We start from the raw sequence: 25,029 nt of genomic DNA, 5'->3' as shown, positions 1-25,029 counted from the left end.
TTAAATCCCAACATCTCAAACAACATGTTCCACGTGGAACATGAGTTTTAAGTTTTACTTTATGTGTTCCACGTGGAACATGAAATTATTTTAATTTGTTTCTGAGTTGTTTCGAATGTGAAGCATTAAGAAAAAATCTATATCAAAATGTTTTTAGAAGAATACGATGTTATTGTAGTTGGCGCAGGTCATGCTGGTTCAGAGGCTGCGGCAGCAGCCGCAAATCTTGGATCGAAGACTTTGCTTGTAACAATGAGTTTGCAAAACATTGCTCAGATGTCTTGCAACCCTGCAATGGGAGGAATTGCCAAAGGGCAAATTGTACGTGAGATTGATGCGCTTGGTGGATATTCAGGAATCGTTTCCGACCGCACGGCAATTCAATTTAAGATGTTGAACAAATCCAAAGGCCCAGCAATGTGGTCGCCAAGGGTTCAAAGTGATCGAATGCGTTTTGCCGAAGAATGGCGAATGATGTTGGAGGGAACTCCAAATCTTGATTTTTACCAAGAAATGGTCAAAGGATTGATAATTGAAAACGGAAAGATAAAAGGAGTTAGAACTTCACTTGGAATTGAAATTCGTTCCAAATCGGTTGTTTTGACAAACGGAACTTTCTTGAACGGTTTGATTCATATCGGAGATAAACAATTTGGTGGAGGTAGAGCTGGCGAAAGTGCTGCATACGGAATTACAGAGGATTTGGTTCAGGCAGGTTTTGAATCTGGAAGAATGAAAACTGGAACGCCTCCACGAGTGGATGGGCGTTCTTTGGATTATTCTAAAATGAACGAAGAAAAAGGAGATGCTAAGCCTGATAAGTTTTCATACTCGGATGTCACTTCACCGCTGGTTCATCAAAGATCGTGTCACATGACTTATACGTCCTTGGATGTTCATGATATTTTGAGATCTGGTTTTGATCGTTCTCCAATGTTTAACGGAAGAATAAAAAGTATCGGCCCTAGATATTGTCCTTCGATAGAAGATAAAATTAATCGTTTTGCTGATAAAGAACGTCATCAGTTATTTGTGGAGCCAGAAGGGTGGAATACTTGTGAGGTTTATGTAAATGGATTTTCTACTTCTTTACCAGAGGATATTCAGTTTAAAGCTTTGCGTTCAGTTGTTGGTTTTGAAAAGGTGAAATTTTTCCGCCCAGGTTACGCTATCGAATATGACTACTTTCCGCCAACGCAGCTAAAGCATACGCTTGAAACTAAATTAGTCGAGGGTTTATATTTTGCGGGACAAATAAACGGAACGACAGGATATGAAGAAGCAGCTTCTCAAGGTTTGATGGCTGGAATAAATGCACATTTGAAAGTACACGAAAAAGCACCATTAATTTTAAAACGTGATGAAGCGTATATTGGTGTTTTAATAGATGACCTAATTACGAAGGGAACAGAAGAACCTTATCGTATGTTTACTTCTCGTGCAGAGTATAGAACATTGTTGCGTCAAGACAATGCCGATTTCAGATTAACGCCAATGTCTTACGAAATTGGTTTAGCTTCGGAGAAACGTTTGCGTAGAATGGAGCATAAATTGAATGAATCTGAAAAAATGGTTGCTTTTTTCAAAGAAACGAGTGTTTCTGTTGTAGAAGCGAATCCGATTTTGGAATCTAAGGGAACAGCTCTAATTTCTCAAGGAGATAAAATGTTTAAAGTTTTCTCTCGTCCTCAAATCGATTTGGAGGATATTATGAAATTTGATAAAGTAAAAGAATATATTGCAGGGAATGATGTAGATCAGGAAATCCTCGAACAAGCCGAAATTCAAGTTAAGTATTCTGGTTATATTGAAAAAGAAAGAAATAACGCGGATAAGTTAACAAGACTTGAAGAAGTGAAAATCCCTGAAAATTTTGATTATAATAAAATTAAATCAATGTCGATTGAAGCAAAGCAAAAACTTGGTAAAATTCGTCCTGTGACAATTTCCCAAGCTTCAAGAATAAGCGGAGTTTCTCCAAGTGATATTTCGGTATTATTGATTTACATGGGAAGGTAAGTTTCTTAGTATTCGATACCAGTATTCAGTTTTTAGTCTCAGTATGCTGGAATTTGAAATATTAGACATTAAGCTGTTTTGTGAAAATTTGATTATTTTCAATTAGTTCGTATTATAAGTAGAGACGCACAGTAGTGCGTCTTTTTATGGTTTTGTTATTTCACACGTTTGGATTATTTTTTTAGTTTTTAGTGCCAAAGCTTCGGTTTGGGTTGGAAATGTTTGTAGTATTTAAATATTTTAAAGAAATTTGTTCTGTTGCTCTAAACTGAGAATGTAAACTAAAAACCGAAACTGAAGAATGTTCCACGTGAAACTACTTTGGGAATACTTGATTTTGCTGAGAATTTCTGGTTTTGAATTTATTCCAAAATGTATCGCAATGATTCGAGAACGAAATTTAAAATATTTATGTTCCACGTGAAATCAGTTTGTTTGATCGTTGTTTTATAGAATGATTTTTTTGATCTCAAGGAAATCTAAAATCTATTCTGGAACTTGGAGACTGAAATCTATAATCACTATGTTCCACGTGAAACTACTTTGCGAATGCATGATTTTGTTGAGGAAATTGAATTTTTAAATTTTAGAATATGACGATAGTTCAGGTAGAAGTTTTATCATTAGAACAAAATAATTCCTTATTGCAACTTTGGAACAATGAATACCCAGAGAAACTAAAATATAATACAATTAAAGATTTTGACTTGTATTTAAACGGTTTATCTAATTTAAAACATCATTTGTTAATTGATGGTAGAAATAAAATTAAAGGATGGGCGTTTACTTTTTTTAGAGATGATGAAGATTGGTTTGCAATAATTGTAGACAATCAAATTCAGGGAACAGGTAAAGGTTCATTATTGATTGAAGAATTAAAAAAAAACAACACTAATTTGAATGGGTGGGTTGTAGATCATAACAATGATTTAAAACAGGATAATGAACCGTATAAATCGCCGTTGTTGTTTTATGTGAAAAATGGCTTTACAGTTTGTAATGAAACAAGAATGGAAAACGAAAAAATATCAGCAGTCAAAATTAATTGGAAGCATTAAATAGAAAATAAAATATTTAAGTACAATAAACCCTAAAAATGATAAATTTCGTTTTTAGGGTTTACTATAAAAATAAACCAAAAATACCTATAATTAAAAAATGGACGTTTTAAACAAAAAACACTTTCTTACTGTAAAAGATCATTCGGTTTCTAAAGAAACTTTTGAATTGTATCATGATGAAACTTTGGACATGTTAATCACATCTCCACAACCAAACGAAAATAATTTGGGGAAATATTACGAAAGTGAAGATTATATTTCGCACACAGATAACAAACGTTCGTTATTTGAAAAAGCATATCACATTGTGAAAAATATTGCTTTAAAAAATAAATTGGATTTGATCAATTCTCAAAATCCGCAAAAAGGAAGAATTTTAGACATTGGTGCCGGAACCGGAGATTTTTTATTAACAGCTAAAGAAAATGGTTGGGAGACTGTTGGAGTAGAACCGAGCGACAGAGCAAAATCTATTGCTATAAAAAAGGGGATTTCTTTTGTTGAAAAAATTTCGAACTTAGAAAATAATTCTTTTGACGTAATTACGATGTGGCATGTTTTGGAACATGTACCAAATTTAGAATTTCAAATTCAGGAATTAAAGCGATTATTAAAACCAACTGGAACGTTAATTGTAGCAGTTCCAAATTTTAAATCTTTTGATGCAAATCATTATAAGGAATTTTGGGCGGCTTATGATGTGCCAATTCATTTTTGGCATTTCTCAAAAAAAGCGATTCAGTCTCTTTTTGGAAAAGTAGATATGCGTCTTGAAAAAATTCTTCCAATGAAATTTGATTCTTTTTATGTGAGCTTACTTTCGGAAAAATACAAAACCGGAAAAATGAATTACGTATCAGCATTTTTTGTTGGTTTAAAATCAAATTGGAAAGCAAAACGTACTTTGGAATATTCATCGCACATTTACGTCTTAAAAAACAAGTAAAACGTATTTTTAGCCACTTTAAAGCATGTTTTTGGTGGTAAATAGGCATTTGTATGCCTTTTTTGAGAAAACGTCTTAAATAAAGGCTGGTAAATCCAATATTAATAGCAGTAAATTATAAATAATCTGGGTTTGATAACAAAAATTGATACTATAAAAATCGTGCATTTTTTAAACTTTATGTCGGTGCTATTGATTTTTTTATATTTTTGTCTTTCATACTTAAAAAAAATAGAAATTAACAAAATGAAAAAAGCATTAGTAATTATCGCACTTTCAATTTCAGTTGTTGCTTGTAATAAAACAGCAGAAGTTAAGGAAGTAAAAACAGCTTACGTTGACACTTCAGTTTTAATGAAAGAGTACACTGAAGCAAAAGATCTTGAAGCTAAATACAAAGCACAAGCAGAAGAAAAAGGGAGACAGCTTCAAGCCGAGATTACTCGTTTCAAACAAGATGCTGCTAATTTCCAAAGTCAGGCTCAAGCCAATGGTCAAGCATGGGCACAACAAAGAGGTGCTGAATTGCAAAAAAGAGAGCAACAATTAGGGTATGCTCAACAAGCGCTTGCTCAACAATTGCAACAAGAAAGTGGTGCCGAAATGGATACTTTGGTTACTGGTGTTAAAAAATTCATCAAGAACTACGGTAAAGAAAAAGGGTACTCTTACATTTACGGAACAGGTGATGCTGCTTCGATTTTATATGCTGAGGAGAAATATGATATCACTAAAGATATCGTTAAAGCATTAAACGACAATTATAAAGCTGGTACGAAATTAGATACTAAATCTGATGCTAAAGCAAAAGATACTACAGCTGCAAAAAAATAATACAAACTAACTACTATTTTTAAAGCCTATATCTCCAGATATAGGCTTTTTTTATTATAAATTATCCTCAATAGGGTGGTTAACTTCAATATGTTCTTCTACTTTTGTAAAATGATTTTCTAAAAAAGAATTTCCATATTTTAGTTATTAAAATAAGCCTAATGCAAAACATTTCCGAAGCCACTTCCTATACGCTACAGTTCATTAATCAAACGCAACGCTCGATTTTCCTCACAGGAAAAGCGGGGACTGGAAAAACCACATTATTGCGTGAAATTATTGAAACAACGCACAAAAATACTGTTGTCGTTGCGCCTACAGGAATTGCTGCTCTTAATGCCGGTGGTGTTACGATTCATTCGATGTTTCAGTTGCCATTTGCAGGTTTTATTCCTGATAATTCTTCGCCTCAATTTTCGGAAACTACCAAGTTTGAAACGAAGGCAACTTTGCGCAGGCATTTTAAAATGAACAATGTAAAGCGTGCTGTTATCCGTAATATGGAGTTGTTGGTTATAGATGAAGTTAGTATGCTTCGTGCCGATTTGCTTGATGCTATGGATTTTATGATGCAAACTGTTCGTAAAAATAGTAACCCATTTGGTGGTGTTCAGGTTTTATTCATCGGTGATTTATTGCAATTACCACCCGTAATTCGTGATGAAGAATGGAGAACTTTAAGAACGTATTATCGTGGGAAATTCTTTTTTCATTCACATGTAATTCAGCAAAATCCGCCGTTGTATATCGAATTATCGAAAATTTTCCGCCAGACGGATGATGCTTTTATTTCGGTTTTAAATAATCTGAGAAACAATCAAATAACTCCACAAGATATTCAGAGTTTAAACCAGTACGTTCAACCAGATTTTGATTTAAAAAACAATCCGGGATATATAACTCTTACTACGCATAATGCCAAGGCAGATGCAATTAATAATCAGGCGATTAATGACTTAAAAGGAAAAATGAATAATTATTTTCCTGATATTGTAGGTGATTTTCCTGAAAAAATTTACCCACTTGACCCAAATCTTCAATTAAAAATTGGCGCTCAGGTTATGTTTGTTAAAAACGATTTGTCTTTTGATAAAAATTATTTCAACGGTAAAATGGGCGTGATAAAATCGCTATCAAGCCAGGAAATTATGGTTCATTTTCCAGATGAAGATAAAACCATTGAAGTTGAAAAATACGAATGGCAGAATATTCGATACAAAGTCGATGAAATGACTCAGGAAATAGAGGAGGAGGTTCTAGGTACTTTTGTACAATATCCGATCAAACTCGCTTGGGCAATTACGGTTCATAAAAGTCAAGGTTTAACTTTTGATAAAGCTGCGCTCGATGTATCGCAAGTTTTTCTTCCAGGACAGGCTTATGTTGCATTATCACGTTTGCGTTCTTTAAATGGGCTTATTTTGCTTTCTCCGCTACGAATGAATGGTATTTCGAACGATCAGGATGTGATGGATTATGCTTTGAACAAAGCTTCGGAAGAATTATTAAAAAATTCGTTACACTTCGAAACCAAGAATTTTATACATAAGTATCTGGCTAACAGTTTTGATTGGGCAGATCTTGCACAGGAATGGCGCAATCATCAATACAGCTATAACGAAAAATCTGAAAGTTCTGAAAAAGGAAAGCATGCGCTGTGGGCAAAAAAGCAGACTTTGATAATAGAATCACTGGTAGATCCTGCTAAAAAGTTCATCATTCAGCTAAATAGAATTTTTAATAATGAAACGGTTGATTTAATTCATGTTTCGGAGCGAATAGAAGCAGCTTATGGATATTTTATGAAACCTATGGACGAATTGGTTTATGAGCTTTTATATAAAATTGAAGAAATCCAACGCGTTAAAAAAGCAAAAGCTTTTTATGATGAATTAAACTGGCTTGAGGAGTTACAAACAAAAGCTGTTTTGCGCTTAATGAAGGCTAGATTACTGATAGAAACTGTTGTTGCAGGAGAAACCATATCCAAAGATAAATTAACATCGCCAGAGATCAAAAGTTATAAGTCGAAGAAAACGACTATTATCCGAGATAATTTCAAAAGTAAGAATGCAGATTTATTGGATGATGATGAGCCAGTTGAACGTTATTCTGCCAAAAAGCCGAAAGAAAAAACGATTAAAAAATCTACTGTAGAGGAAACGTATGAATTATGGCAGGAAAAAATTTCTATTAAAGAGATTGCCAACATCCGAAAACTAACACCACAAACAATTGAATCTCATTTGGTAAAGCTGATCCAGACGAAAGTTATTTCGGTTACTGATGTTTTACCTGCGGAGAAAATTGCAGCATTAACAGAGGCTTTTAAATTTTATCAGGAAGAATCTCTTAATGGATTGAAAGAGAAACACGGAGAAAAGTTTTCTTGGGATGAACTGCGTATGTTTAAAGCAAGTTTGAATTAAGATGCAGTAATTTTTAAGCATAAAAAACCTATTCTTTCGAATAGGTTTTTGTTTTTATAGCGTTTCTATAAGAATCCAAGCATCAGGATTTATAGTTTTCTGTATTTCTTTTTGCGCTTTTTCTGCTTCACGCATTGTAGCATAACTACCATATAAAACAGGGAAAAGACCGTGTTTGTTTGCAGGAATTAATTTGGCTTCGTATCCAGCTTTTATTAACTTGTCATAAGCCTTTTGAGCATTTTTTTCACTTCTAAAAGCGCCTGCCATAATGTGATAAGGCATTGGTAATTTATCTTCTTTTACAGAAAGAGTTACCGCTGGCATTGGGTTTTTGATAAAAAAAGTAGCTTCCTGAATTTTGTTTTGTACTTGTTTTTGAACAGCACTTTCTACTAGAACAGTTTTAGCCGCAATTTGATTTTGATACATCGGATATCCAATACTACCAGTCACACCTAATGCAAGTATAAAAATTGCAGCATATTTTAAATAAGAATTTTTATATCCAGATAATTCAATTACTTCGTTTTCATTGGCATTTTCTAGTTCAAAAGCTTCGACTTGTTTTTCGAAAATTTCTCTTTTTACCATTGGAGAAACAAACGGACTTAATCCAAATGAAGTTGCTAAATAATTATTCTGCTCGTTTGGTGTAAACACAAGGTTTTTATCGGCGTTCATTCTAATTTCGCCAATGTTTTTTATGGAAAGAAAACCATTATCTTCTAATTCTTTTTTCCAACTCAAAACCTCATAATGTAATGCACTAACAGCAAATTTATAAGATGTTTTCTCAGTTTGTGCAATATGATTTGCAAGCAATCCATCATTGTTTTTGATGAGTGCATTAAACGAGATCATTTTTTTCGGTGGAAAAAATGAATTTGAACTTTCATTAAGTTGTGCCGATTGAATTTCGGTTAAAAAAGCTCCAAACCCAGGAACCGTTACACACTGATAACGATACAATAACTGCGAGATGTAAGTTTCGATTTTCATAGTAACAAAGTTAGGTAACGAAAATAGTTATCAAAACTTTATTCACAATTTTTATTAACAATCGTCGATTTGATTTTATGTATCTGTAATTCAGCTATTTAATTTTAAAGTAATTTTTCGTTTTTATTTCTTAAATATTTTAAATTTATTTTTTTAGGAAGAATTTACTTTAAATTAGCATCTTTGCTAAGTGCGGAATATATTTTTATTTCGTTTTTACAAATAGAATTACAGAAGCAAATGTCAGAACAGGAATTATTTTATTTATTGGCTTTACAAAGGGTTGAAGGAGTGGGAGATATAATGGCAAAAAAGCTATTATTGCATTGTGGTTCTGCCGAAGCAATTTTTAAAACAAAATTGGCACAACTTGCTTCAATTGATGGAGTTGGATCCTTTTTACTAAGAAATATTAAAGAAAAATCTATTTTTGAAAAAGCACAGAAAGAGCTTGATTTTATAGGTTCAAACGATATTAATATAACCTTTTTTCAGGAAGAATCCTATCCTGATCGATTGAAACATTGTATCGATTCTCCTGTTTTGCTATTTAGCTCTGGAAACATTGATTTAAAGAATAAAAAGATCATAAGTATCGTTGGAACGCGACAAATCACATCGTACGGAATGGAATTTTGCAAAAAACTAATAGAAGATTTGGCCCCTTTAGACCCAGTTATTGTTAGTGGTTTTGCTTACGGTGTTGATATTGTAGCGCATCAATTGGCGATTGAAAATAATCTCCAGACTATTGGAGTTGTCGCTCATGGTTTAAACCAAATATATCCTAAAACCCATAAAAGATATGTTGCCAAAGTAGAGCAAAACGGAGGTTTTATGACAGAATTTTGGAGCTCTTCTAATCCTGATAAAGAAAATTTTGTACGTCGAAACCGTATCGTAGCCGGTATGAGCGAAGCTACAATTGTTATTGAATCTGCCGATAAAGGTGGATCTCTAATTACTGCGAACATGGCTAATGATTATAATCGGGATGTGTTTGCTGTTCCTGGTCGAGTAACAGATAAATACAGCCAAGGTTGTAATAACTTAATTAAGACCCAAAAAGCAAACGTACTAACCAATGCAGCCGATTTGGTTTATATTTTAAACTGGGACGTCGAAAACAAGTCTAAATCAGTACAGAAGCAATTATTTGTAGAATTAGAACCCGATGAACAGAAAATTTATGATTATTTATTAAAAACAGGGAAGGATTTAATGGATACTATTGCTTTAAAATGCAATTTCCCGATTTACAAAATCTCAGGTTTATTACTGAATATGGAACTCAAAGGAGTTATTCGTCCTTTACCTGGGAAGTTATTTGAGGCTATTTGAATTTAAAATTTTTCATGTTAATACTAAATCGATTTAGTATTAACATGAAAAAAAACCTGCAAAATCTTTCTAATGATTTTGCAGGCATACTATTTATTTTCTATTTGAACCCTAGTTTTACTCGTACTCTTTCAAGAACCTCATTAGCAACAACTGCTGCTTTTTCGGCTCCTTTTTTAAGTAAAGCATCTACTTCGTCTAGGTTGTTTATGTAGTAATTGTATTTTTCTCTTTCGGTTTTATATTTCTCTGTAATCAGTTCAAACAAAGCTTGTTTTGCATGACCGTAACCATAATTTCCACCTAAATAATTTGCTCTCATAGTAGCAATTTGCTCTTGAGTTGCCATAAGCGAATAAATTGCAAATGCATTACAAGTATCTGGATTTTTTGGTTCTTCTAGTGGTGTGCTATCCGTTTCGATACTCATAACTTGCTTGCGTAACGTCTTATCATCCAAGAAAATATTGATAAAATTATTAGCCGATTTACTCATTTTTCCTCCATTCGTTCCAGGAATTAACATGCTGTCCTCTTGAATTTTAGCTTCAGGAATTACAAATGTTTCCCCCATTTGGTGGTTAAAACGAGAAGCAACGTCACGAGTAATTTCTAAATGTTGCAACTGGTCTTTTCCAACAGGAACAAACTCTGCATCATAAAGCAAAATATCTGCCGCCATTAACATTGGGTAAGAGAATAATCCTGCGTTTACATCATCAAGACGATCTGCTTTATCTTTGAAAGAATGTGCTAATGTCAATCTTTGAAATGGAAAAAAGCAGCTTAAATACCAAGTTAACTCCGTTGTTTGTGGAACATCAGATTGTCTGTAAAAAGTAACACGGTCAATATCCAAACCAAAAGCAAGCCAGGCAGAAGCAACGCTAAAGGTATTCTCTCTTAGAGTTTTACCATCTTTTATTTGTGTAATCGAATGTAAATCGGCGATAAACAAAAATGATTTGTTTTCGGGTTTGTTAGATAATTCGATTGCAGGAATAATTGCTCCCAATAAGTTGCCTAAGTGCGGCGTTCCGGTACTTTGTACGCCTGTAAGTATTTTTGCCATGTTAATTTTTTTCTTAACCGCAAAGTTCGCAAAGTTTTACGCAAAGTCCGCAAAGTTTTTTTCAAAGTTTTTATTTATCGCGAAATACACAATTTTTTTGCCGTGGATATAATAAAAGTTGCTTTAGAATTTTGCCTATAATGGTACACGGATGAAAACGGATTTTCTATTTATCATGTTTTAAAAATTTGTTTTTATCTGCGTTCCTTTTGTAATTTTTTAAGCTAAAATCTTAGCGGACTTTGCGTAAAACTTTGCGTCCTTTGCGGTTAAATTTTTTAGCATGTAAATTCTTTTTGGAAAATTAATTTCTGTTTTATTACATTTGAATCTATGAAAGGAATTAAAATTGTTTTTTGGATTATTTGGCGTATTTGGTTTTATGTTTTAATGGCGATCCCGATATTGGTGATGTTTCCGTTTTTGGTACTCTCAATACTTACTGAGAGCGGTTATCCCTATTTTTTTAGAATGGCTAGGATTTGGGCAAAATTTATCCTTTTCGGAATGGGATTTTATTACAAAGTAGAGAAGGAGCAAGCTTTGGATCCTCATAAAAGCTACATGATTGTGGCCAATCATACTTCTATGACTGATATTATGCTAACGTTGGCAATTATTAAAAACCCTTTTGTTTTTGTTGGAAAGAAGGAACTTTCAAAGATTCCGTTATTTGGTTTTTTCTATAAAAGAACTTGTATTCTTGTCGATAGAAAGTCTTCAAAAAGTAAAATGGATGTTTTTAACAGCGCACAAAAACGTATAAATCAAGGTTTAAGTATTTGTATTTTTCCTGAAGGTGGGGTTCCAGATGATGAATCAATTATTTTGGACGAATTTAAAGATGGTGCTTTTCGTTTGGCTGTAGAACACCATATCCCAATTGTACCAATTACGTATGCTGATAATAAAAAGCGTTTTTCTTATACTTTTTTTAGCGGTAGCCCAGGAAAAATGAGAGTAAAAATCCATTCTTTTATAGACACAGAAAATATGCTTCCCGAAGACAGAAAAGGGCTTCGTGATCAAGTAAGAAACCTGATTTATAAACAATTATTATTTTTTCGCAAAGACCAAATCTTTAAGAAAGAAGAAGTGATTTTGCAAAATCAGGAATCAAGCATTAACTCTTAGAAAGTAAATTTTTTCCTTATCGGTGAATTATTTTCTTTGAAATAAAATTCATAACAATTCTTAATTTCCTTTTTGTTATCCAATGATTATTGAATAACGTTTCCAGTTTCTTTTTCATCTGTTATACTTTAAGAATTTATATTAATTAGCCTTTTTAAAGCTTAAAATCAAGTGTTCTTTGTATAGATGCCAAATAGAAGAAATGGTTGCGTTAAAAGCATAAAAAAACCCGAAATAATTCGGGTTTTAGTTTTAGGCGCTTGCCAATTCTTTTATGTGCGCTTTGATCTTCACTTCTAATTCGTCTGCTAATTCAGGATTATCTTTAATAAGCGATTTAACTGCATCACGTCCTTGTCCCAATTTCGTTTCACCGTAGCTAAACCATGAACCTGCTTTTTTAACGATTTCAAATTCTACCGCTAAGTCTAAGATTTCTCCAGTTTTAGAAACTCCTTCTCCGTACATAATGTCGAATTCGGCAGTTTTAAATGGTGGAGCAACTTTGTTTTTAACCACTTTTACTTTGGTTCTGTTACCAATTACGTTGTCCCCATCTTTTATTTGAGATGAACGACGAATATCTAAACGTACCGAAGCATAAAATTTCAAGGCGTTACCACCCGTTGTTGTTTCTGGATTCCCAAACATTACACCAATTTTCTCTCTTAATTGGTTAATGAAGAATACAGTACAATTTGTTTTGCTAATCGTTCCTGTAAGTTTACGAAGTGCCTGAGACATTAAACGAGCATGAAGCCCCATTTTAGAATCTCCCATTTCTCCTTCGATTTCACTTTTTGGAGTCAATGCAGCAACAGAGTCAATTACCACAATATCAATTGCTCCTGAACGAATTAAGTTCTCAGCGATTTCTAGTGCTTGCTCTCCGTTATCTGGTTGAGATATAATTAAATTCTCGATATCAATTCCTAATTTTTCAGCATAATTTCTATCAAATGCATGCTCAGCATCAATAAAAGCAGCAATTCCGCCCGCTTTTTGAGCTTCGGCAATAGCATGTAATGTTAGTGTCGTTTTACCTGAAGATTCTGGTCCGTATATTTCTATAATTCTACCTTTTGGGTAACCATTTACTCCTAAAGCTAAATCGATTCCTAATGATCCTGATGAAATTGTTTCTACTTCAACAATGGCTTTATCGCCCATTTTCATCACGGTTCCTTTTCCGTAAGTCTTATCAAGTTTGTCAAGCGTAAGTTGTAGCGCTTTTAATTTGGCTTCTTTCTCTGAACTCATCTCTTTTTTTTCTTTTTCTTTCATCTAAATTTTTATAACTCTTTGATATATTTAATCTATATATTGTAAACCCTTGATTTTTATTCGTTTTAGGCTTGTAAACGACGTAAAAATACTTCTTTTTTCTGAAGTTGCAACGGGTTTAACGGTCTCTTTAAGAGATTATTTTTTTATAAAAACAATGCTCTAAGTTCGGTTGCTTCTTCTGGTTTTATTTTCCCAGCAAGTAATAAACTTAGTTGTTTACGTCGTAATGCTGCTTCAAAACGTTGTTTTTCAAGATGTGTTTCCGGATCAATTGGTGGCACTTCAACAGGTCTTCCCGTGTCGTCTACAGCAACAAAAGTATAAATGGCTTCGTTTGCTTTTGTTCTATTTCCAGATTCGCGATCTTCTACCCAAACATCTATAAAAACTTCCATTGAACTTTTAAAAGATCTTGACACTTTTGCTTCAACTGTTACTACACTTCCCAGTGATATCGCTCTGTTAAAAGCTACGTGATTTACTGAAGCTGTAACTACAATTCGGCGTGAATGTCTACGAGCGGCAATACTTGCTGCGCGATCCATACGAGCCAATAATTCACCTCCAAAAAGATTATTTAGGGGATTGGTTTCGCTTGGTAATACTAAATCGGTTAATATTGTTAAAGATTCTGAAGGATGTTTTGGAGTCATTATAATTATTATATTGTTGATTTTTAACGCTTTAATAATTTAGCATTAAAATTTTATTATTCTGCACAAATGTAATCAATAATTGGTCTTCTGAGAATATTAGACTTCTTAGATTAATGTTAAACCTTGACATATTTAAATCCTTTCGCCTTTGATATTTAATGAGAATGTTTCGCCATTGAGTTCTACATCGGTTCTTTCTCCACAAAAACATGTCATTGAATCATATTTAAAAGGAATTATAACCTGACCTTTTTTGTTGATTAATCCCCATTTTTTATTAATACTTGCAGGTGTATAGTCTCCATCAAATGCATAAATAGAATCATATTTTAAAGGGATAATTTCTTTTCCGGTAGTGTCTATATATCCTACTTTATCTTTAAGGATAACTTGAGCAATATTTCCTTCCAGGGCAAATATTTTATCATATTTTGGAGGTACAACTTCTTTTCCTTTCCCATTAATTAATCCCCATTTATTATTAGATACTACAATAGCAAATCCATTGGTAAAGTCGTAGGCATCGTCATATTTTGGAGGAACAATTTCTTTACCTGCGCGGTCAACAAATCCTGTTTTATTATCTATTATTACCAAAGAAAACCCTTCTTTTGAACCATAAATTTTATCATATTTTATGGGTGTAATTTCTTTTCCTGTGGTGTCGATTAAACCCCATTTATTGTCTAGTATTACAATTGCTAAACCGTCTTGATAGGTAAAAATCTGATCGTATTTCGGTGTAACAATTTCTTTTCCTATTTGATTTACAATTCCTGATTTCGAACCTTGTCTTACAACAAAAAAGCCTTCATTTGGAACAAAAATCTCATCGTATTTTGGTGCTAGGATTTCTTTTCCAGTAAGGTCTATAAAACCGGATTTATTGTTTAGTACCGTAATGAAATATCCAGCTTCATGGGTGAATATTTTATCATATTTTGGTGTAACAATTTCATCCCCATTTTCGTCTACTATTCCCGATTTTTTGTTTTTAATTACTATAAATAAACCTTCTTTTGGAGCAAAAACATCATCATATTTTGGCGCCAAAATTTCTTTTCCGGTTTCATCAATAAATCCGACTTTTTTATTTTTTTCTACGATAAAGTATCCTTCTTCCGGAGCATACATCTTGTCATATTTTGGTGTTAGAATAAAGTTTCCCTTATCATCAATTAGTCCCCATTTGCCAGTTCCCGGATCAGAATATGCTTCTTGTGCAAATGTTTTTCCTTGAAGTGCGAATGCTAAAAAAAGCAAAAAAACGTATTTGTTTAATTTTAAATGATTCATAATTTAGTTTTCAGTTGTGGTATTTGTTTCGCTTTTGTGTCAATATAAAATGTCTTCGTTTTTATTATGTTTTGTAGAATAAGGCTTTTTACGTTGCATTGCTGCATTTAGTATTATGGACTTTCACTGAATTTATGACAATAGTTACTTTCCCAAATGTTTTAATTGGGATATTTGTTACTGGTTATTAGATTCTTTAGGCTGAAAACTGATAATTAACTTGTAAGAATTATTTTTTAATTTAACCAGTAAACCCCCATTATAGCAGGAATGAAATAAATTGCGATTGTTCTTGCTCCATCATAATCTTTTGCCAGTCTTTGTCCAAACAGTAACATTATCAATGTTATACAAGAAAAAATTGCGCCATACAATCCAAATTCTCTTCCGCTGTTTAAAAATAATTGGATGCATCCTACGATACATAAAATCCCTGATATTAATTCTAAAACAAGTATGTTAAACAAGGCTAGTGGAACTTTGTTTTTAAGTTGTGTTTTGGAAAAATGTTCTTTAAGCCAGTTTACATTGTCTTTCCAATAAAAAATTTTGTCGTAACCAGATTGAATGAATGTAACAGCTAAAAAAACTAAAATTAAGATTGAGGCAGTATTATTGTTCATTGTTTTATTTTTTATGAATTAAACGTGTTAGTTTTATGGATAAATCTGTTAAAATAATTTTTGCATTTCCATTACGCTCAATATGATACATGGCATCGGAAAGCTCTTTGAAAATATCGTGAATGTTATTGCCATTTACAAAAGGGGCAAAATTCTCTAGTTTAAACTTCTCTACTTTTGGTTCCATATATACCAAGCTAGGTGCTTGATAATTAAGTAATAACGCTTGACGGAACATTTCGATACAAAATTCCAGAAATTTTTTCTGGCTTTCTCTACCTAAACCGGCGATTTGTTCACTCCACACAATTAAATCCTGAATCGCTGCGGCATTACCTTTGGCTTTAAAAGCTGCACGAACCCAAGTAACGAACCATTGTTCAAATGGATATTCTTCGTCATCATTTTTTAATAAGTGTAAAGCTTTATTATAATTTCCTTGTGCCTGATGTGCAATTTTTAGTGCCGAATTGTTTTCGATGTTGTGTTTTGATACTAATGCTTGGGCAATTACTTGCTCACTTAAACCATTAAAATGTAAAACCTGACAACGTGATCGTATGGTTTGAATAATTGATTCTTCATTTTCGGATATTAATATGAAAATGGTTTTGTCTGATGGTTCTTCTAATAATTTTAAAAGTTTGTTGGATGCTGCGATATTCATTTTATCGGCCATCCATATAATCATGATTTTATATCCACCTTCATAAGATTTTAGTGAAAGAGATTTTAAAACTTCCTGAGCATCTTCAACCCTAATTTCACCTTGCTTATTTTGTACGCCCAGTATTTTATACCAGTCAAATAAGCCTCCATAAGGCATTTCCTGAATAAAATTGCGCCAGTCCTGTATGAAATCCAAACTTTTCGGTTTGGTTTTTACATCTTCGGTTGTTACGGTTGGGTATATAAAATGTAGGTCGGGATGGGAAATGGACTGAAACTTTAAATTGCAGGAATGATTTCCGTTTTCATTTTCAGAACCTGTATTTCCACATAATATATATTGTGCGTATGCGATAGCTGCAGGTAAAGTTCCTGAGCCTTCCGGACCTATAAATAATTGTGCATGAGGGATCCTGCCCGAAGAAGCACTCTTTACTAAGTGGTTTTTAATATAATCTTGTCCTAATATTTCAGAAAATTGCATGTAGCAAAGATAGCAGAAAATGATTTAGTCAAAAGTTTTCAGAAATAAACTTTACTGTCCTTTTCATTGTAAAAGTATGCTGAAATATGCTTTTTGAAAAGTATAGAAATCATCCTTTTTAATTGTTTTAATCTGGTTTTTATGCTTTTTGTTACTTTCTTTTAATGAAAATGAAAAATTAATGTGAAATCTTTTTTTGAGGGACTTATCAAATAAATATTAACATTTTCTTGTTAATATCATTTCGAATTTATTCAAAATCATAAAGTTTTTTTTACTAAATAAAATTTTAACATATTGATTTTTAGTATGATAAATGAAGAGCTTTCCCTGTAAAACAAGATTATGTTAACTGTCAAACAAAATCGATTAAAAAGCACATTTAGTCGTTTAATAGCATTTTTTTGGCTTTTTACGGCTTGTTTTGTTTAAAAAAAAGGGTAATAAAAATTGCAAGTTAACTTTATTTATATATTTTTGTTTTTATAAATGAATTTTTAAATCAGAATTTATGAAAGGGAAAATTATTTTTTTAACCATCTTTTTAATGTTGTCAACAGAGATGGTATCATCTCAAGCTAAGAATGCTCCCCAAAGTATTATTAGTACAACCGCACTGATCAGAAAATACCATGATCAGAAGGAATTAAAAGGTATGCAAAAAGGTGAACTGTTAGAATTGTACATCGAACGTATCAAAGTTTTGGTAAAGACCTTACCTTATATTGCTTTGGCTACTAAACCAGGTGTAACTATGGCTGACCTTGGTATTCCAATGGATAATGAAAATAAAAAAATCCAGGATGCTCAAGTTGCTTCAACCAATTCATTTCTTGACGTAACAGTCGAATTTCAAAGAAAAATGATGCCTTATTCTGATAAAGATAATTTAATTGCAGCCATTTTGTTCTATGAGAACACATTAAAATCATTGCACGTTTTCAATGAATATAACGAATAATATGAACCTATTCATATCCTATTCTCATTAAGCACTATTGTAGAATATAGTTTTAATGAAATAGAATATTTATATAACTCGTTTTCGTGTATTCTGAGATTTATCAGAAAACCCGGAATGAGTTTTTTTAATTTCCATTAACTCAAATATCACTTTAGTGTTAATATTAAATCCTACTATCATGAAAAAATCATTACAAATTATTTTGATCGCCCTTTTTGTGGCGTGCAACGCAAATGCACAACAAGAAAAAGGAATAATGGGTTACAGTAACTGGTTAAATAACTGGACCGAGTTCAAACCAAACAAAGTTGATTATGGTGAAGCCAATCAAATTTTGGCTGGTAAGATAACTGTAAATACAAAATTAATGAAGAAGAATATTTATGTTCTTCAAGGGAATGTGTATGTAACAAATAATGCTGTACTTACAATAGAACCTGGTACATTAATTATCGGAGACTTTGATTCAAAAGGTACTCTTGTTATTACAAAAGGTTCTTCTATCATTGCTGATGGTCTAGAAACTGATCCCATCGTTTTTACTTCAAACAAAACTGTTAAGAAAGCTGGTGACTGGGGAGGAATTGTAATTTTGGGTGATGCTCCAATAAATAAATTTGGAAATATTTCATCTGTTAATTATGATCTTGATCCTTCATTAACTACTTATGGTGGTGATAATGCTGCTTCAAATTCTGGTATTTTAAGATACGTTAGAATTGAATTTGCTGGTAAAAAAGTGAAAGGTTCAGGAAACATGAATGCATTAACTTTAGCAGGCGTTGGAAGTAAAACTACTTTAGAAAATGTAATGGCTAGTTTTGCAGGTGGTGATTCATTTGATATGATTGGTGGAGATTTAAATATTACAAAATTTGTTTCTTATAAGTCTATCAACAACGATTTTAAATTTACTCAGGGAACTCAATGTAAAGTGTACAACTCTTTGGCAGTTAGATCTTCTTATTTAACTAGTAATAAAGAAGGATCTCGTTGTATGGAAGTTGCTTCTTATGATAAAAAAGAAGAAACAGATTTTACTAAAAAACAAACTTTGGTTACAGCAGCAAATATTACAATGCTTAACGATAGTGAAAACATTAGTGCAGATATTCAATCTGGATTAGTAAAAGAAGCTATTTATGTTGGTAATAATGCAGCTCTAGAGCTTAAAAGAAGTGTAATTTCTGGTTTCAATCCAGCAGTTGTTCTTGATAGTAAAATTGAGATTAACGATGCTAATTTGAAAAAAATCAAATTCGAAGAAATGTATTTCAATTTATGTAAAGGAAATATTTTCACAGAGTTTAACTCTAATAATGAAGACTTAGAAAACTGGTACGGAAACAGTATCTTTTTTAACGTGTATTCACAAAGTAATAATAGCGAAACTTTTATAGATATCTCTAATCCAAAAAGACCGGACTACAGACTTAATATTGGGAAAATTACAGCTTCAAACAAATAGTAACCTACCTATTGTTTGACTCTTAATTTTATTTAAAATCATATTTAGTTGTAGACACAATTAGTGTCTTATAATTGGAACCTAAGATCTAAAAAAGAAATGACCGCCCCATTTAGTAAAAAAATACCATATTTGTTGTTATTTGGATTACTTATAACAACTAATTATACATTCGCACAAGATACTGTTATTGGGAAATTAGTACTTCCTAATAATGGTATTTGCGAAAATTCTATTTTAACTGCAGATGAGGATTTTGACTCTTCAAATGTTTCAGAATTAAATACTACTAGTGAGTTTATGGTAGAGCTATCCGCCCCCAACGATAGCTTTGCTATAAATTCAACAGTGGTAAATATTCCTAAGAATATAGATATTGAATGTTCACAACCTACATTAACATTATTGAATAACAATGCTGTTAATGTGCTGGATGTAAACTGCAAGTATGATTTCTCTGAAACTTTTATTGATAGCTTATTGTTTTTTGATATCGATGTAATTAAAGAACGTATCATATGATAAGAACATTACCTACTAATCTTAGCAGATGTTTTCTTCTTTTATGTGTAATTTTTTTTATAACAACGGATCTATCTGCGCAGTTAATCATTGGAAAACCGTCACTTTCGTTTACTCAAATTTGTGCAAATCCTTCATTTAAGAATTTTCAGTTAAGTTTTAATTTTTCTCCTTCGACAGAATTAACAGCTACGAATCAATTCATCGTAGAGTTATCTGATCCTAGCGGAAACTTTGGAACAAATCCTACTGTAGTTTATACTTCTGCAATTGGAGAAATTACTGCTTCACCAGGTAATATTACATTTTCACCACCAGTAAATACTGCGGGAGAAAATTATAAAATTCGAATAAAAAGTACTTCTCCAAGTGCTACTAGTCAAAATTCGAATATATTTTCGGCATATTATAAACCTCAGGATACACAATTTACAATAAATAATAATATACCAACTGCAACTTATTGTGCTAGTGGTAGTTTTGTTTTAACAATTGATAATCCAGGTACAGGGTTGAATGATTCGCCATTAAAATACCCTTCTTTAACTTATAATTGGTTTAAGGATAATGGATTGGTTTTACCTCCTACTAAAGTTGCTTCGGCAACTGGTGGTAGTTATAGTGTAACGCAACCAGGGGTTTATTATGTAGAAACAAATTATGGAACCTGTACATCTGATTCTTATTCTAATCGTGTAACAGTTTCAGAGTCATCTACAAATGTAAGTACTACTATTTCATCAAGTCTTGGAAATCCATTTTGTCCTAGCGCTGGCGCAACCACTTTGAGTACTACATCAGGTGTAAGTTATAAATGGTCCAAGGATGGCACAGTTATAAGTGGCGCAACAAGTCAAACTTATGATACCACAACAAGTGGCCTATACACTGTTGAAGTTAATTTTGGAGGTTGTTCGGCAAATGCATCAATTAATTTACAAAGTGATGGGTTTAAAGCTGATATTGACCCTAAAGGAACCAGTTATATTGATATTGAATCTGGTGGAACATTAGATGTAACCATAACAACCGATGCTGTTGACCCTTCTTATAAATGGTATTTAAACGGAACAGTTATCACTAATGCTGTTTCTAATATTTACTCGGTTAAAGCTGTTGGAAATTATAAAGCAGAAGTTACTCAAACAACAGGTTGTGTATCTACCAAAGATTTTACTTTTCAAATATCCGATTCAAATTTAAAGATTTTAAATATACCCAATATAATAAGCCTAAGTTCCGATCAGTATAATACTTGGGATATACCGGCAGATTATAAAAATGCAGATACAAATGTTATGATAGTTAGCTCACAAGGCGAGGTTATGTTCAATGGTGTGGATTATAATCCCTCCAAATGGGAAATAAAAGATTTTAAAAATGTAAATCCGGTTTATTATTACATTATCACAAAAGGTGGTGATGAAAAAAAAGGATCTATAACTGTAATTAAATAATATGAAGAAAGTTTTACTATTCATTACCTTTTTTTACGGCACAATACAAGTACTCTATTCTCAAGACAATGTCAAAGGGGATGGAGTTGTTTCATTTTCAATACCTATTAGAAATTCATTAAAATTTAATAGATATATTATTAACCCAACGTTCAGTTTTGTTCGTGAACAAAATACGTATGCGAGTTTTTATAACAAGCGTCAATGGGTACAATTTGATAATGCTCCCCAAACTTATTTATTTAGCTACTCCGGAAGATTTAGAGAAAACGATGGTATAGGAGTTGGTTTATTCCAACAAAACTATGGTGTTATGACCACCTTTGGAGTTGTAGGAAACTTTGCTCACAATGTAGTGTTGCAAGAAGACAGCAACCTTACTGTTGGAGCTAACGTAGGTTTTTATAAAAGTGGATTAAATCAAGGAAAAGTAATCACGAACGATACTAATATTAATTTCGATAATATTCCATCTAATTCATTGATTACAATAAACCCGGGGATTAACTATGGTAATGCTTTCCTGGATGTTGGTCTATCTGTAAACAATCTCCTGCTATATAATTTTGCTACTTCCGAGATGGTTAAAGACGACCCGGAACAAGCCGTAGAAGCGCATCTTATGTACACTGGGTATATAGATGCTTTTGGTTTTTTTGATAGAAGCAAATTCTCAGGATTAGTAAAATCAGAATTTAAAAAAGATAAAACTGTTATTTCAGGATTAGCCATGATCTCAATGCCTCAAGGTTTTTGGGCACAAGCTGGTTACAATACTTTATACGGAATGTCGGCAGGATTTGGAGTTAATGTAACCCCAAGAATTGCTATTGAATATAATTACGAAAAAGGCACAGGTAATTTCTCCAATTTTGGGGCTTCTCATGAATTTGTTATTGCTTATAAATTTAAAAGCAAAAACTATTATTATGGAGATGACGAAGAAGAGGGAGCACTTATTCCTGCTGCAGAAAATAAAAAAGTTACACCAGTTAAAGCTTCAACAACTCCTCCGGCTGTAAGAACCGATGGGGCAGCTAAAGCTAAACTAGCCGCTGAAGCTAAAGCTAAAGCCGATGCAGCAGCTATTCAGGCAAGATTAGAAGCTCAGGCAAAAGTTAAAGCAGATGCTGAAGAAAGAATTAAATTGGCAGCTGATAATAAAGCAAAAGCCGATGCCGACGTCAAAGCTAAACTAGCCGCTGATGCCAAGGCAAGAGCCGATGCTGCTGAAGCACTTAAAACTAAACAACTTTCTGCCGATGGCAAAGCCAAAGCTGATGCCGATGCTAAAGCTAAACTAGCCGCTGATGCTAAAGCAAAAGCTGATGCTGCAGCACTAAAAACAAAACAACTTTCATCAGACGGTAAAACTAAAGTTGATGCCGATTCGAAAGCTAAATTAGGAGCCGATGCAAAAGCGAAAGCCGATGCAGCAGCCCTTCAAGAAAAACTAGCTGCAGATGCAAAAGCGAAAGCTGATGCCGCCGCTTTACAAACTAAATTAGGTGCTGATACTAAAGCGAAAGCTGATGCTGATGCAAAAGCTAAACTAGCAGCGGATGCAAAAGCGAAAGCCGATGCAGCAGAAGCACTTAAAATAAAATTAGCTGCAGATGCAAAAGCCAAAGTTGATGCTGCGGCACTTCAAGCAAAACTTGCAGCAGATGCGAAAGTGAAAGCCGATGCAGATGCTAAAGCAAAATTAGATGCGGATACCAAGGCCAAAGCCGATGCAGCAGAAGCACTTAAAATAAAATTAGCTGCTGATGCTAAAGCGAAAGCCGATGCCGATGCGCTTCAAACGAAATTAGCTGCAGATGCCAAAGCCAAAGCAGATGCTGATGCGCTTAAAGCTAAATTAGCTGCGGATACAAAAGTTAAAGTAGATGCGACGGCACTACAAGCCAAATTAGATGCTGATGCTAAGGCAAAAGCCGATGCTATTCAGGCAAAATTAGCAGCCGATGCAAAAGTAAAAGCTGATGCAGACGCTCTACAAGCAAAACTAGCTGCAGATGCTAAGGCAAAAGCCGATGCGGATGTATTGAAATTAAAATTAGTAGCAGATGCTAAAGCTAAAGCAGATGCCGATGTATTACAAGCTAAACTAGCAGCCGATGCCAAAGCCAAAGCTGATGCAGATGCTATTCAGGCAAAACTAGCTGCAGATGCCAAAGTAAAAGCCGATGCTGATGCATTGAAATTAAAACTAGCTGCAGATGCCAAAGCCAAAGCCGATGCAGAAGCATTACAAGCAAAACTTGCCGCAGATGCAAAACTAGCTGCAGAAGCTAAGATAAAAGCCGATGCAAAAGCGAAAGCCGATGCTGCCGATTTACAAGCAATAATAGATGCCGATGCTAAAGCTAAAGCCGAATCGGATGCATTACAAGCAAAAATTGCTGCTGAAGCAAAAATAAAAGCGAAAGCCGATGCAATCGCACTACAGGCTAAGTTAGCAGCAGATGCTAAAGCCAAAGCCGATGCAATTGCACTTTTGGCAAAAGAAACTGCAACAGCCAAAGCGAAAGCCGATACCGATGCTAAAGCTAAACTTGCAGTAGATGCCAAAGCCAAAGCTGATGCAGCTGCACTTCTTGCAAAAGAAACCGCAGATGCTAAAGCAAAAGAAGCTGCCGATGCAAAAGCGAAACTAGCAGCAGACGCAAAAGCAAAAGCCGATGCCGATGCTCTCCAATTAAAACTTGCTGCCGATGCCAAGGCCAAAGCTGATGCCGATGCCAAGGCTAAATTGGAAGCTGATGCTAAAGCCAAAGCTGATGCAGATGGGCTTCAGACAAGACTTGCTCAAGAAGCTGCATTAAAAGCAAAACAAGAAGCTGATGCTCTTGCAGCCTCAAACGCTGCTGCGAATGCTGCTAAGGACGAAACTGCAAAATCAATGGATAATCTAACTAATGAGTTTGATGGTTCGTATAAGAAACAAACAGACTTATTAAATCAATTGACAGCTACAGTTGCCAAAAAACAAAAAGACCTTAATGACCTTAGAGAAGAGAATGATTTAAGTGAAAAAGGAATATATAAAGAGCCAAAACCATTTAAAAGTGTGGCTTCAGAAAATAGTGAGCTAGAAGCATTAAAATTACAAATAGCTGAAGTTAACAGAGGTCAAAAAGAAGCATTAAATAAATTGACAAATTTATATAATGAAAGACTTAGAAAAGTGCCAAATAAAAATGATGCACTTAACAAAAGTTATTTAACCAAAATTGAAGCTTTAAAAGCTGAACAATTAAGAGCAGAACATGATAATGCTGCATTGATTGCGAGTTTGGAAAAAATTAAACTGGAAACAGAAATTGAGAAAAAACGTAGAATAAAACGTGCTGCTTTCGAAAATGATCAAGGTCGTTATCAACAAGATCTTGCTGCGTTAAAACGAATAAAAGAAACAACAAGACCGAGTAGTACGCCATTAAAAGCAAATGATTTTGATTATGGAGATGAACAATCAAACATGCAAATCATTAAAAATGTTAAAAATGCTTCTAGTGGTTATTATCTGATTATTGCTGTTCACAACAGTACAGATAAGAGAGATGAATTTTTGACCAAAGCAGTTGCGGCAGGTCAATCGGATATTAATTTCTTTTACAATGTAAGTGCTAGTAAGTACTACATCTATTACGATAAGTATGATAATTTACAAGAGGCAACCAAAGCATTGGAGTCAAAAGGAAATAAACCATACAACGGAAAAATGTCTATTGTAAAAGTTGAAAACGAATAAGAATATTG

General features: G+C 33.4%; 19 protein-coding genes. 12 read left to right on the top strand and 7 right to left on the bottom strand.

Annotated elements, in window-relative coordinates; genetic code table 11:
- Positions 1-147: 147 nt before the first annotated feature.
- The 5 genes from mnmG (at position 148) to OIU83_RS18570 (ending at position 7,289) form a co-directional block, all read left to right on the top strand.
- A complete protein-coding gene (gene mnmG, locus OIU83_RS18590) occupies positions 148-2,019 on the top strand; it encodes a tRNA uridine-5-carboxymethylaminomethyl(34) synthesis enzyme MnmG (RefSeq protein WP_264207762.1) in 1,872 nt (623 codons plus the stop codon).
- A gap of 593 nt (positions 2,020-2,612) precedes the next feature.
- The gene (locus tag OIU83_RS18585) at positions 2,613-3,077 is read left to right on the top strand and encodes a hypothetical protein (RefSeq protein WP_264207761.1); all 465 of its coding nucleotides are present in this window, start codon (positions 2,613-2,615) and stop codon (positions 3,075-3,077) included.
- A 100-nt stretch (positions 3,078-3,177) separates the two neighbouring features.
- A complete protein-coding gene (locus OIU83_RS18580) occupies positions 3,178-4,026 on the top strand; it encodes a class I SAM-dependent methyltransferase (protein WP_264207760.1) in 849 nt (282 codons plus the stop codon).
- 246 nt (positions 4,027-4,272) lie between these two features.
- On the top strand, positions 4,273-4,860 hold the full coding sequence (locus tag OIU83_RS18575) for an OmpH family outer membrane protein (RefSeq protein ID WP_264207759.1): 588 nt from the start codon (positions 4,273-4,275) through the stop codon (positions 4,858-4,860).
- A gap of 161 nt (positions 4,861-5,021) precedes the next feature.
- The gene (locus tag OIU83_RS18570; protein ID WP_264207758.1) at positions 5,022-7,289 is read left to right on the top strand and encodes a helix-turn-helix domain-containing protein; all 2,268 of its coding nucleotides are present in this window, start codon (positions 5,022-5,024) and stop codon (positions 7,287-7,289) included.
- A gap of 54 nt (positions 7,290-7,343) precedes the next feature.
- Here the strand turns inward: OIU83_RS18570 and OIU83_RS18565 are convergent, their stop codons facing one another.
- Entirely contained in the window at positions 7,344-8,291 is a 948-nt protein-coding gene (locus OIU83_RS18565) for an HU domain-containing protein (RefSeq protein WP_264207757.1), read from the bottom strand.
- A gap of 240 nt (positions 8,292-8,531) precedes the next feature.
- Here OIU83_RS18565 and dprA point away from each other — a divergent pair, with 240 nt between their 5' ends.
- A complete protein-coding gene (dprA, locus tag OIU83_RS18560) occupies positions 8,532-9,632 on the top strand; it encodes a DNA-processing protein DprA (RefSeq protein ID WP_264207756.1) in 1,101 nt (366 codons plus the stop codon).
- A 100-nt stretch (positions 9,633-9,732) separates the two neighbouring features.
- Here the strand turns inward: dprA and trpS are convergent, their stop codons facing one another.
- On the bottom strand, positions 9,733-10,704 hold the full coding sequence (gene trpS / locus OIU83_RS18555) for a tryptophan--tRNA ligase (RefSeq protein ID WP_264207755.1): 972 nt from the start codon (positions 10,702-10,704) through the stop codon (positions 9,733-9,735).
- Positions 10,705-11,037: 333 nt separating this feature from the next.
- On the opposite strand from trpS, the gene OIU83_RS18550 reads away from it, so the two are divergent.
- On the top strand, positions 11,038-11,838 hold the full coding sequence (locus OIU83_RS18550) for a lysophospholipid acyltransferase family protein (protein WP_264207754.1): 801 nt from the start codon (positions 11,038-11,040) through the stop codon (positions 11,836-11,838).
- Positions 11,839-12,090: 252 nt separating this feature from the next.
- Here OIU83_RS18550 and recA read toward each other — a convergent pair whose 3' ends face one another.
- From recA to OIU83_RS18525, 5 genes are all read right to left on the bottom strand, one after another.
- A complete protein-coding gene (gene recA / locus OIU83_RS18545; RefSeq protein WP_264207813.1) occupies positions 12,091-13,098 on the bottom strand; it encodes a recombinase RecA in 1,008 nt (335 codons plus the stop codon).
- 170 nt (positions 13,099-13,268) lie between these two features.
- The gene (locus OIU83_RS18540; protein ID WP_264207753.1) at positions 13,269-13,778 is read right to left on the bottom strand and encodes an acyl-CoA thioesterase; all 510 of its coding nucleotides are present in this window, start codon (positions 13,776-13,778) and stop codon (positions 13,269-13,271) included.
- A 135-nt stretch (positions 13,779-13,913) separates the two neighbouring features.
- Positions 13,914-15,077: a WG repeat-containing protein gene (locus OIU83_RS18535; protein WP_264207752.1), complete on the bottom strand. Its 1,164-nt coding sequence runs from the start codon at positions 15,075-15,077 to the stop codon at positions 13,914-13,916.
- Positions 15,078-15,313: 236 nt separating this feature from the next.
- The gene (locus tag OIU83_RS18530; protein WP_264207751.1) at positions 15,314-15,700 is read right to left on the bottom strand and encodes a DoxX family membrane protein; all 387 of its coding nucleotides are present in this window, start codon (positions 15,698-15,700) and stop codon (positions 15,314-15,316) included.
- A 4-nt stretch (positions 15,701-15,704) separates the two neighbouring features.
- The gene (locus OIU83_RS18525) at positions 15,705-16,853 is read right to left on the bottom strand and encodes a DNA polymerase III subunit (protein WP_264207750.1); all 1,149 of its coding nucleotides are present in this window, start codon (positions 16,851-16,853) and stop codon (positions 15,705-15,707) included.
- Between the two features lie 511 nt (positions 16,854-17,364).
- Between OIU83_RS18525 and OIU83_RS18520 the strand changes: the two genes are divergently transcribed.
- The 5 genes from OIU83_RS18520 (at position 17,365) to OIU83_RS18500 (ending at position 25,021) form a co-directional block, all read left to right on the top strand.
- Entirely contained in the window at positions 17,365-17,814 is a 450-nt protein-coding gene (locus tag OIU83_RS18520; RefSeq protein WP_264207749.1) for a hypothetical protein, read from the top strand.
- A 181-nt stretch (positions 17,815-17,995) separates the two neighbouring features.
- Positions 17,996-19,285, top strand: a complete 1,290-nt coding sequence (locus tag OIU83_RS18515) for a hypothetical protein (protein ID WP_264207748.1) — start codon at positions 17,996-17,998, stop codon at positions 19,283-19,285.
- A 99-nt stretch (positions 19,286-19,384) separates the two neighbouring features.
- Positions 19,385-19,807 (top strand): hypothetical protein, encoded by a 423-nt coding sequence (locus OIU83_RS18510; RefSeq protein WP_264207747.1) that lies wholly within the window; start codon positions 19,385-19,387, stop codon positions 19,805-19,807.
- On the top strand, positions 19,804-21,264 hold the full coding sequence (locus tag OIU83_RS18505) for a gliding motility-associated C-terminal domain-containing protein (RefSeq protein WP_264207746.1): 1,461 nt from the start codon (positions 19,804-19,806) through the stop codon (positions 21,262-21,264). The genes OIU83_RS18510 and OIU83_RS18505 overlap by 4 nt, the downstream gene beginning before the upstream one ends.
- Position 21,265: 1 nt before the next feature.
- Positions 21,266-25,021 (top strand): PorP/SprF family type IX secretion system membrane protein, encoded by a 3,756-nt coding sequence (locus OIU83_RS18500; protein WP_264207745.1) that lies wholly within the window; start codon positions 21,266-21,268, stop codon positions 25,019-25,021.
- Positions 25,022-25,029: the final 8 nt, after the last annotated feature.

Source organism: Flavobacterium shii (assembly GCF_025847235.1).
GTDB classification, from domain to species: domain Bacteria; phylum Bacteroidota; class Bacteroidia; order Flavobacteriales; family Flavobacteriaceae; genus Flavobacterium; species Flavobacterium shii.
The sequence above is the reverse complement of the archived record's forward strand: the minus strand, read 5'-3'. Positions and strand labels throughout refer to the sequence as shown.

Bases quoted from the DNA above. Each gene is read 5' to 3' on its own strand.
- mnmG (WP_264207762.1), top strand. From the start codon at position 148: ATGTTTTTAGAAGAATACGATGTTATTGTAGTTGGCGCAGGTCATGCT.
- OIU83_RS18585 (WP_264207761.1), top strand. From the start codon at position 2,613: ATGACGATAGTTCAGGTAGAAGTTTTATCATTAGAACAAAATAATTCC.
- OIU83_RS18580 (WP_264207760.1), top strand. From the start codon at position 3,178: ATGGACGTTTTAAACAAAAAACACTTTCTTACTGTAAAAGATCATTCG.
- OIU83_RS18575 (WP_264207759.1), top strand. From the start codon at position 4,273: ATGAAAAAAGCATTAGTAATTATCGCACTTTCAATTTCAGTTGTTGCT.
- OIU83_RS18570 (WP_264207758.1), top strand. From the start codon at position 5,022: ATGCAAAACATTTCCGAAGCCACTTCCTATACGCTACAGTTCATTAAT.
- OIU83_RS18565 (WP_264207757.1), bottom strand. From the start codon at position 8,291: ATGAAAATCGAAACTTACATCTCGCAGTTATTGTATCGTTATCAGTGT.
- dprA (WP_264207756.1), top strand. From the start codon at position 8,532: ATGTCAGAACAGGAATTATTTTATTTATTGGCTTTACAAAGGGTTGAA.
- trpS (WP_264207755.1), bottom strand. From the start codon at position 10,704: ATGGCAAAAATACTTACAGGCGTACAAAGTACCGGAACGCCGCACTTA.
- OIU83_RS18550 (WP_264207754.1), top strand. From the start codon at position 11,038: ATGAAAGGAATTAAAATTGTTTTTTGGATTATTTGGCGTATTTGGTTT.
- recA (WP_264207813.1), bottom strand. From the start codon at position 13,098: ATGAGTTCAGAGAAAGAAGCCAAATTAAAAGCGCTACAACTTACGCTT.
- OIU83_RS18540 (WP_264207753.1), bottom strand. From the start codon at position 13,778: ATGACTCCAAAACATCCTTCAGAATCTTTAACAATATTAACCGATTTA.
- OIU83_RS18535 (WP_264207752.1), bottom strand. From the start codon at position 15,077: ATGAATCATTTAAAATTAAACAAATACGTTTTTTTGCTTTTTTTAGCA.
- OIU83_RS18530 (WP_264207751.1), bottom strand. From the start codon at position 15,700: ATGAACAATAATACTGCCTCAATCTTAATTTTAGTTTTTTTAGCTGTT.
- OIU83_RS18525 (WP_264207750.1), bottom strand. From the start codon at position 16,853: ATGCAATTTTCTGAAATATTAGGACAAGATTATATTAAAAACCACTTA.
- OIU83_RS18520 (WP_264207749.1), top strand. From the start codon at position 17,365: ATGAAAGGGAAAATTATTTTTTTAACCATCTTTTTAATGTTGTCAACA.
- OIU83_RS18515 (WP_264207748.1), top strand. From the start codon at position 17,996: ATGAAAAAATCATTACAAATTATTTTGATCGCCCTTTTTGTGGCGTGC.
- OIU83_RS18510 (WP_264207747.1), top strand. From the start codon at position 19,385: ATGACCGCCCCATTTAGTAAAAAAATACCATATTTGTTGTTATTTGGA.
- OIU83_RS18505 (WP_264207746.1), top strand. From the start codon at position 19,804: ATGATAAGAACATTACCTACTAATCTTAGCAGATGTTTTCTTCTTTTA.
- OIU83_RS18500 (WP_264207745.1), top strand. From the start codon at position 21,266: ATGAAGAAAGTTTTACTATTCATTACCTTTTTTTACGGCACAATACAA.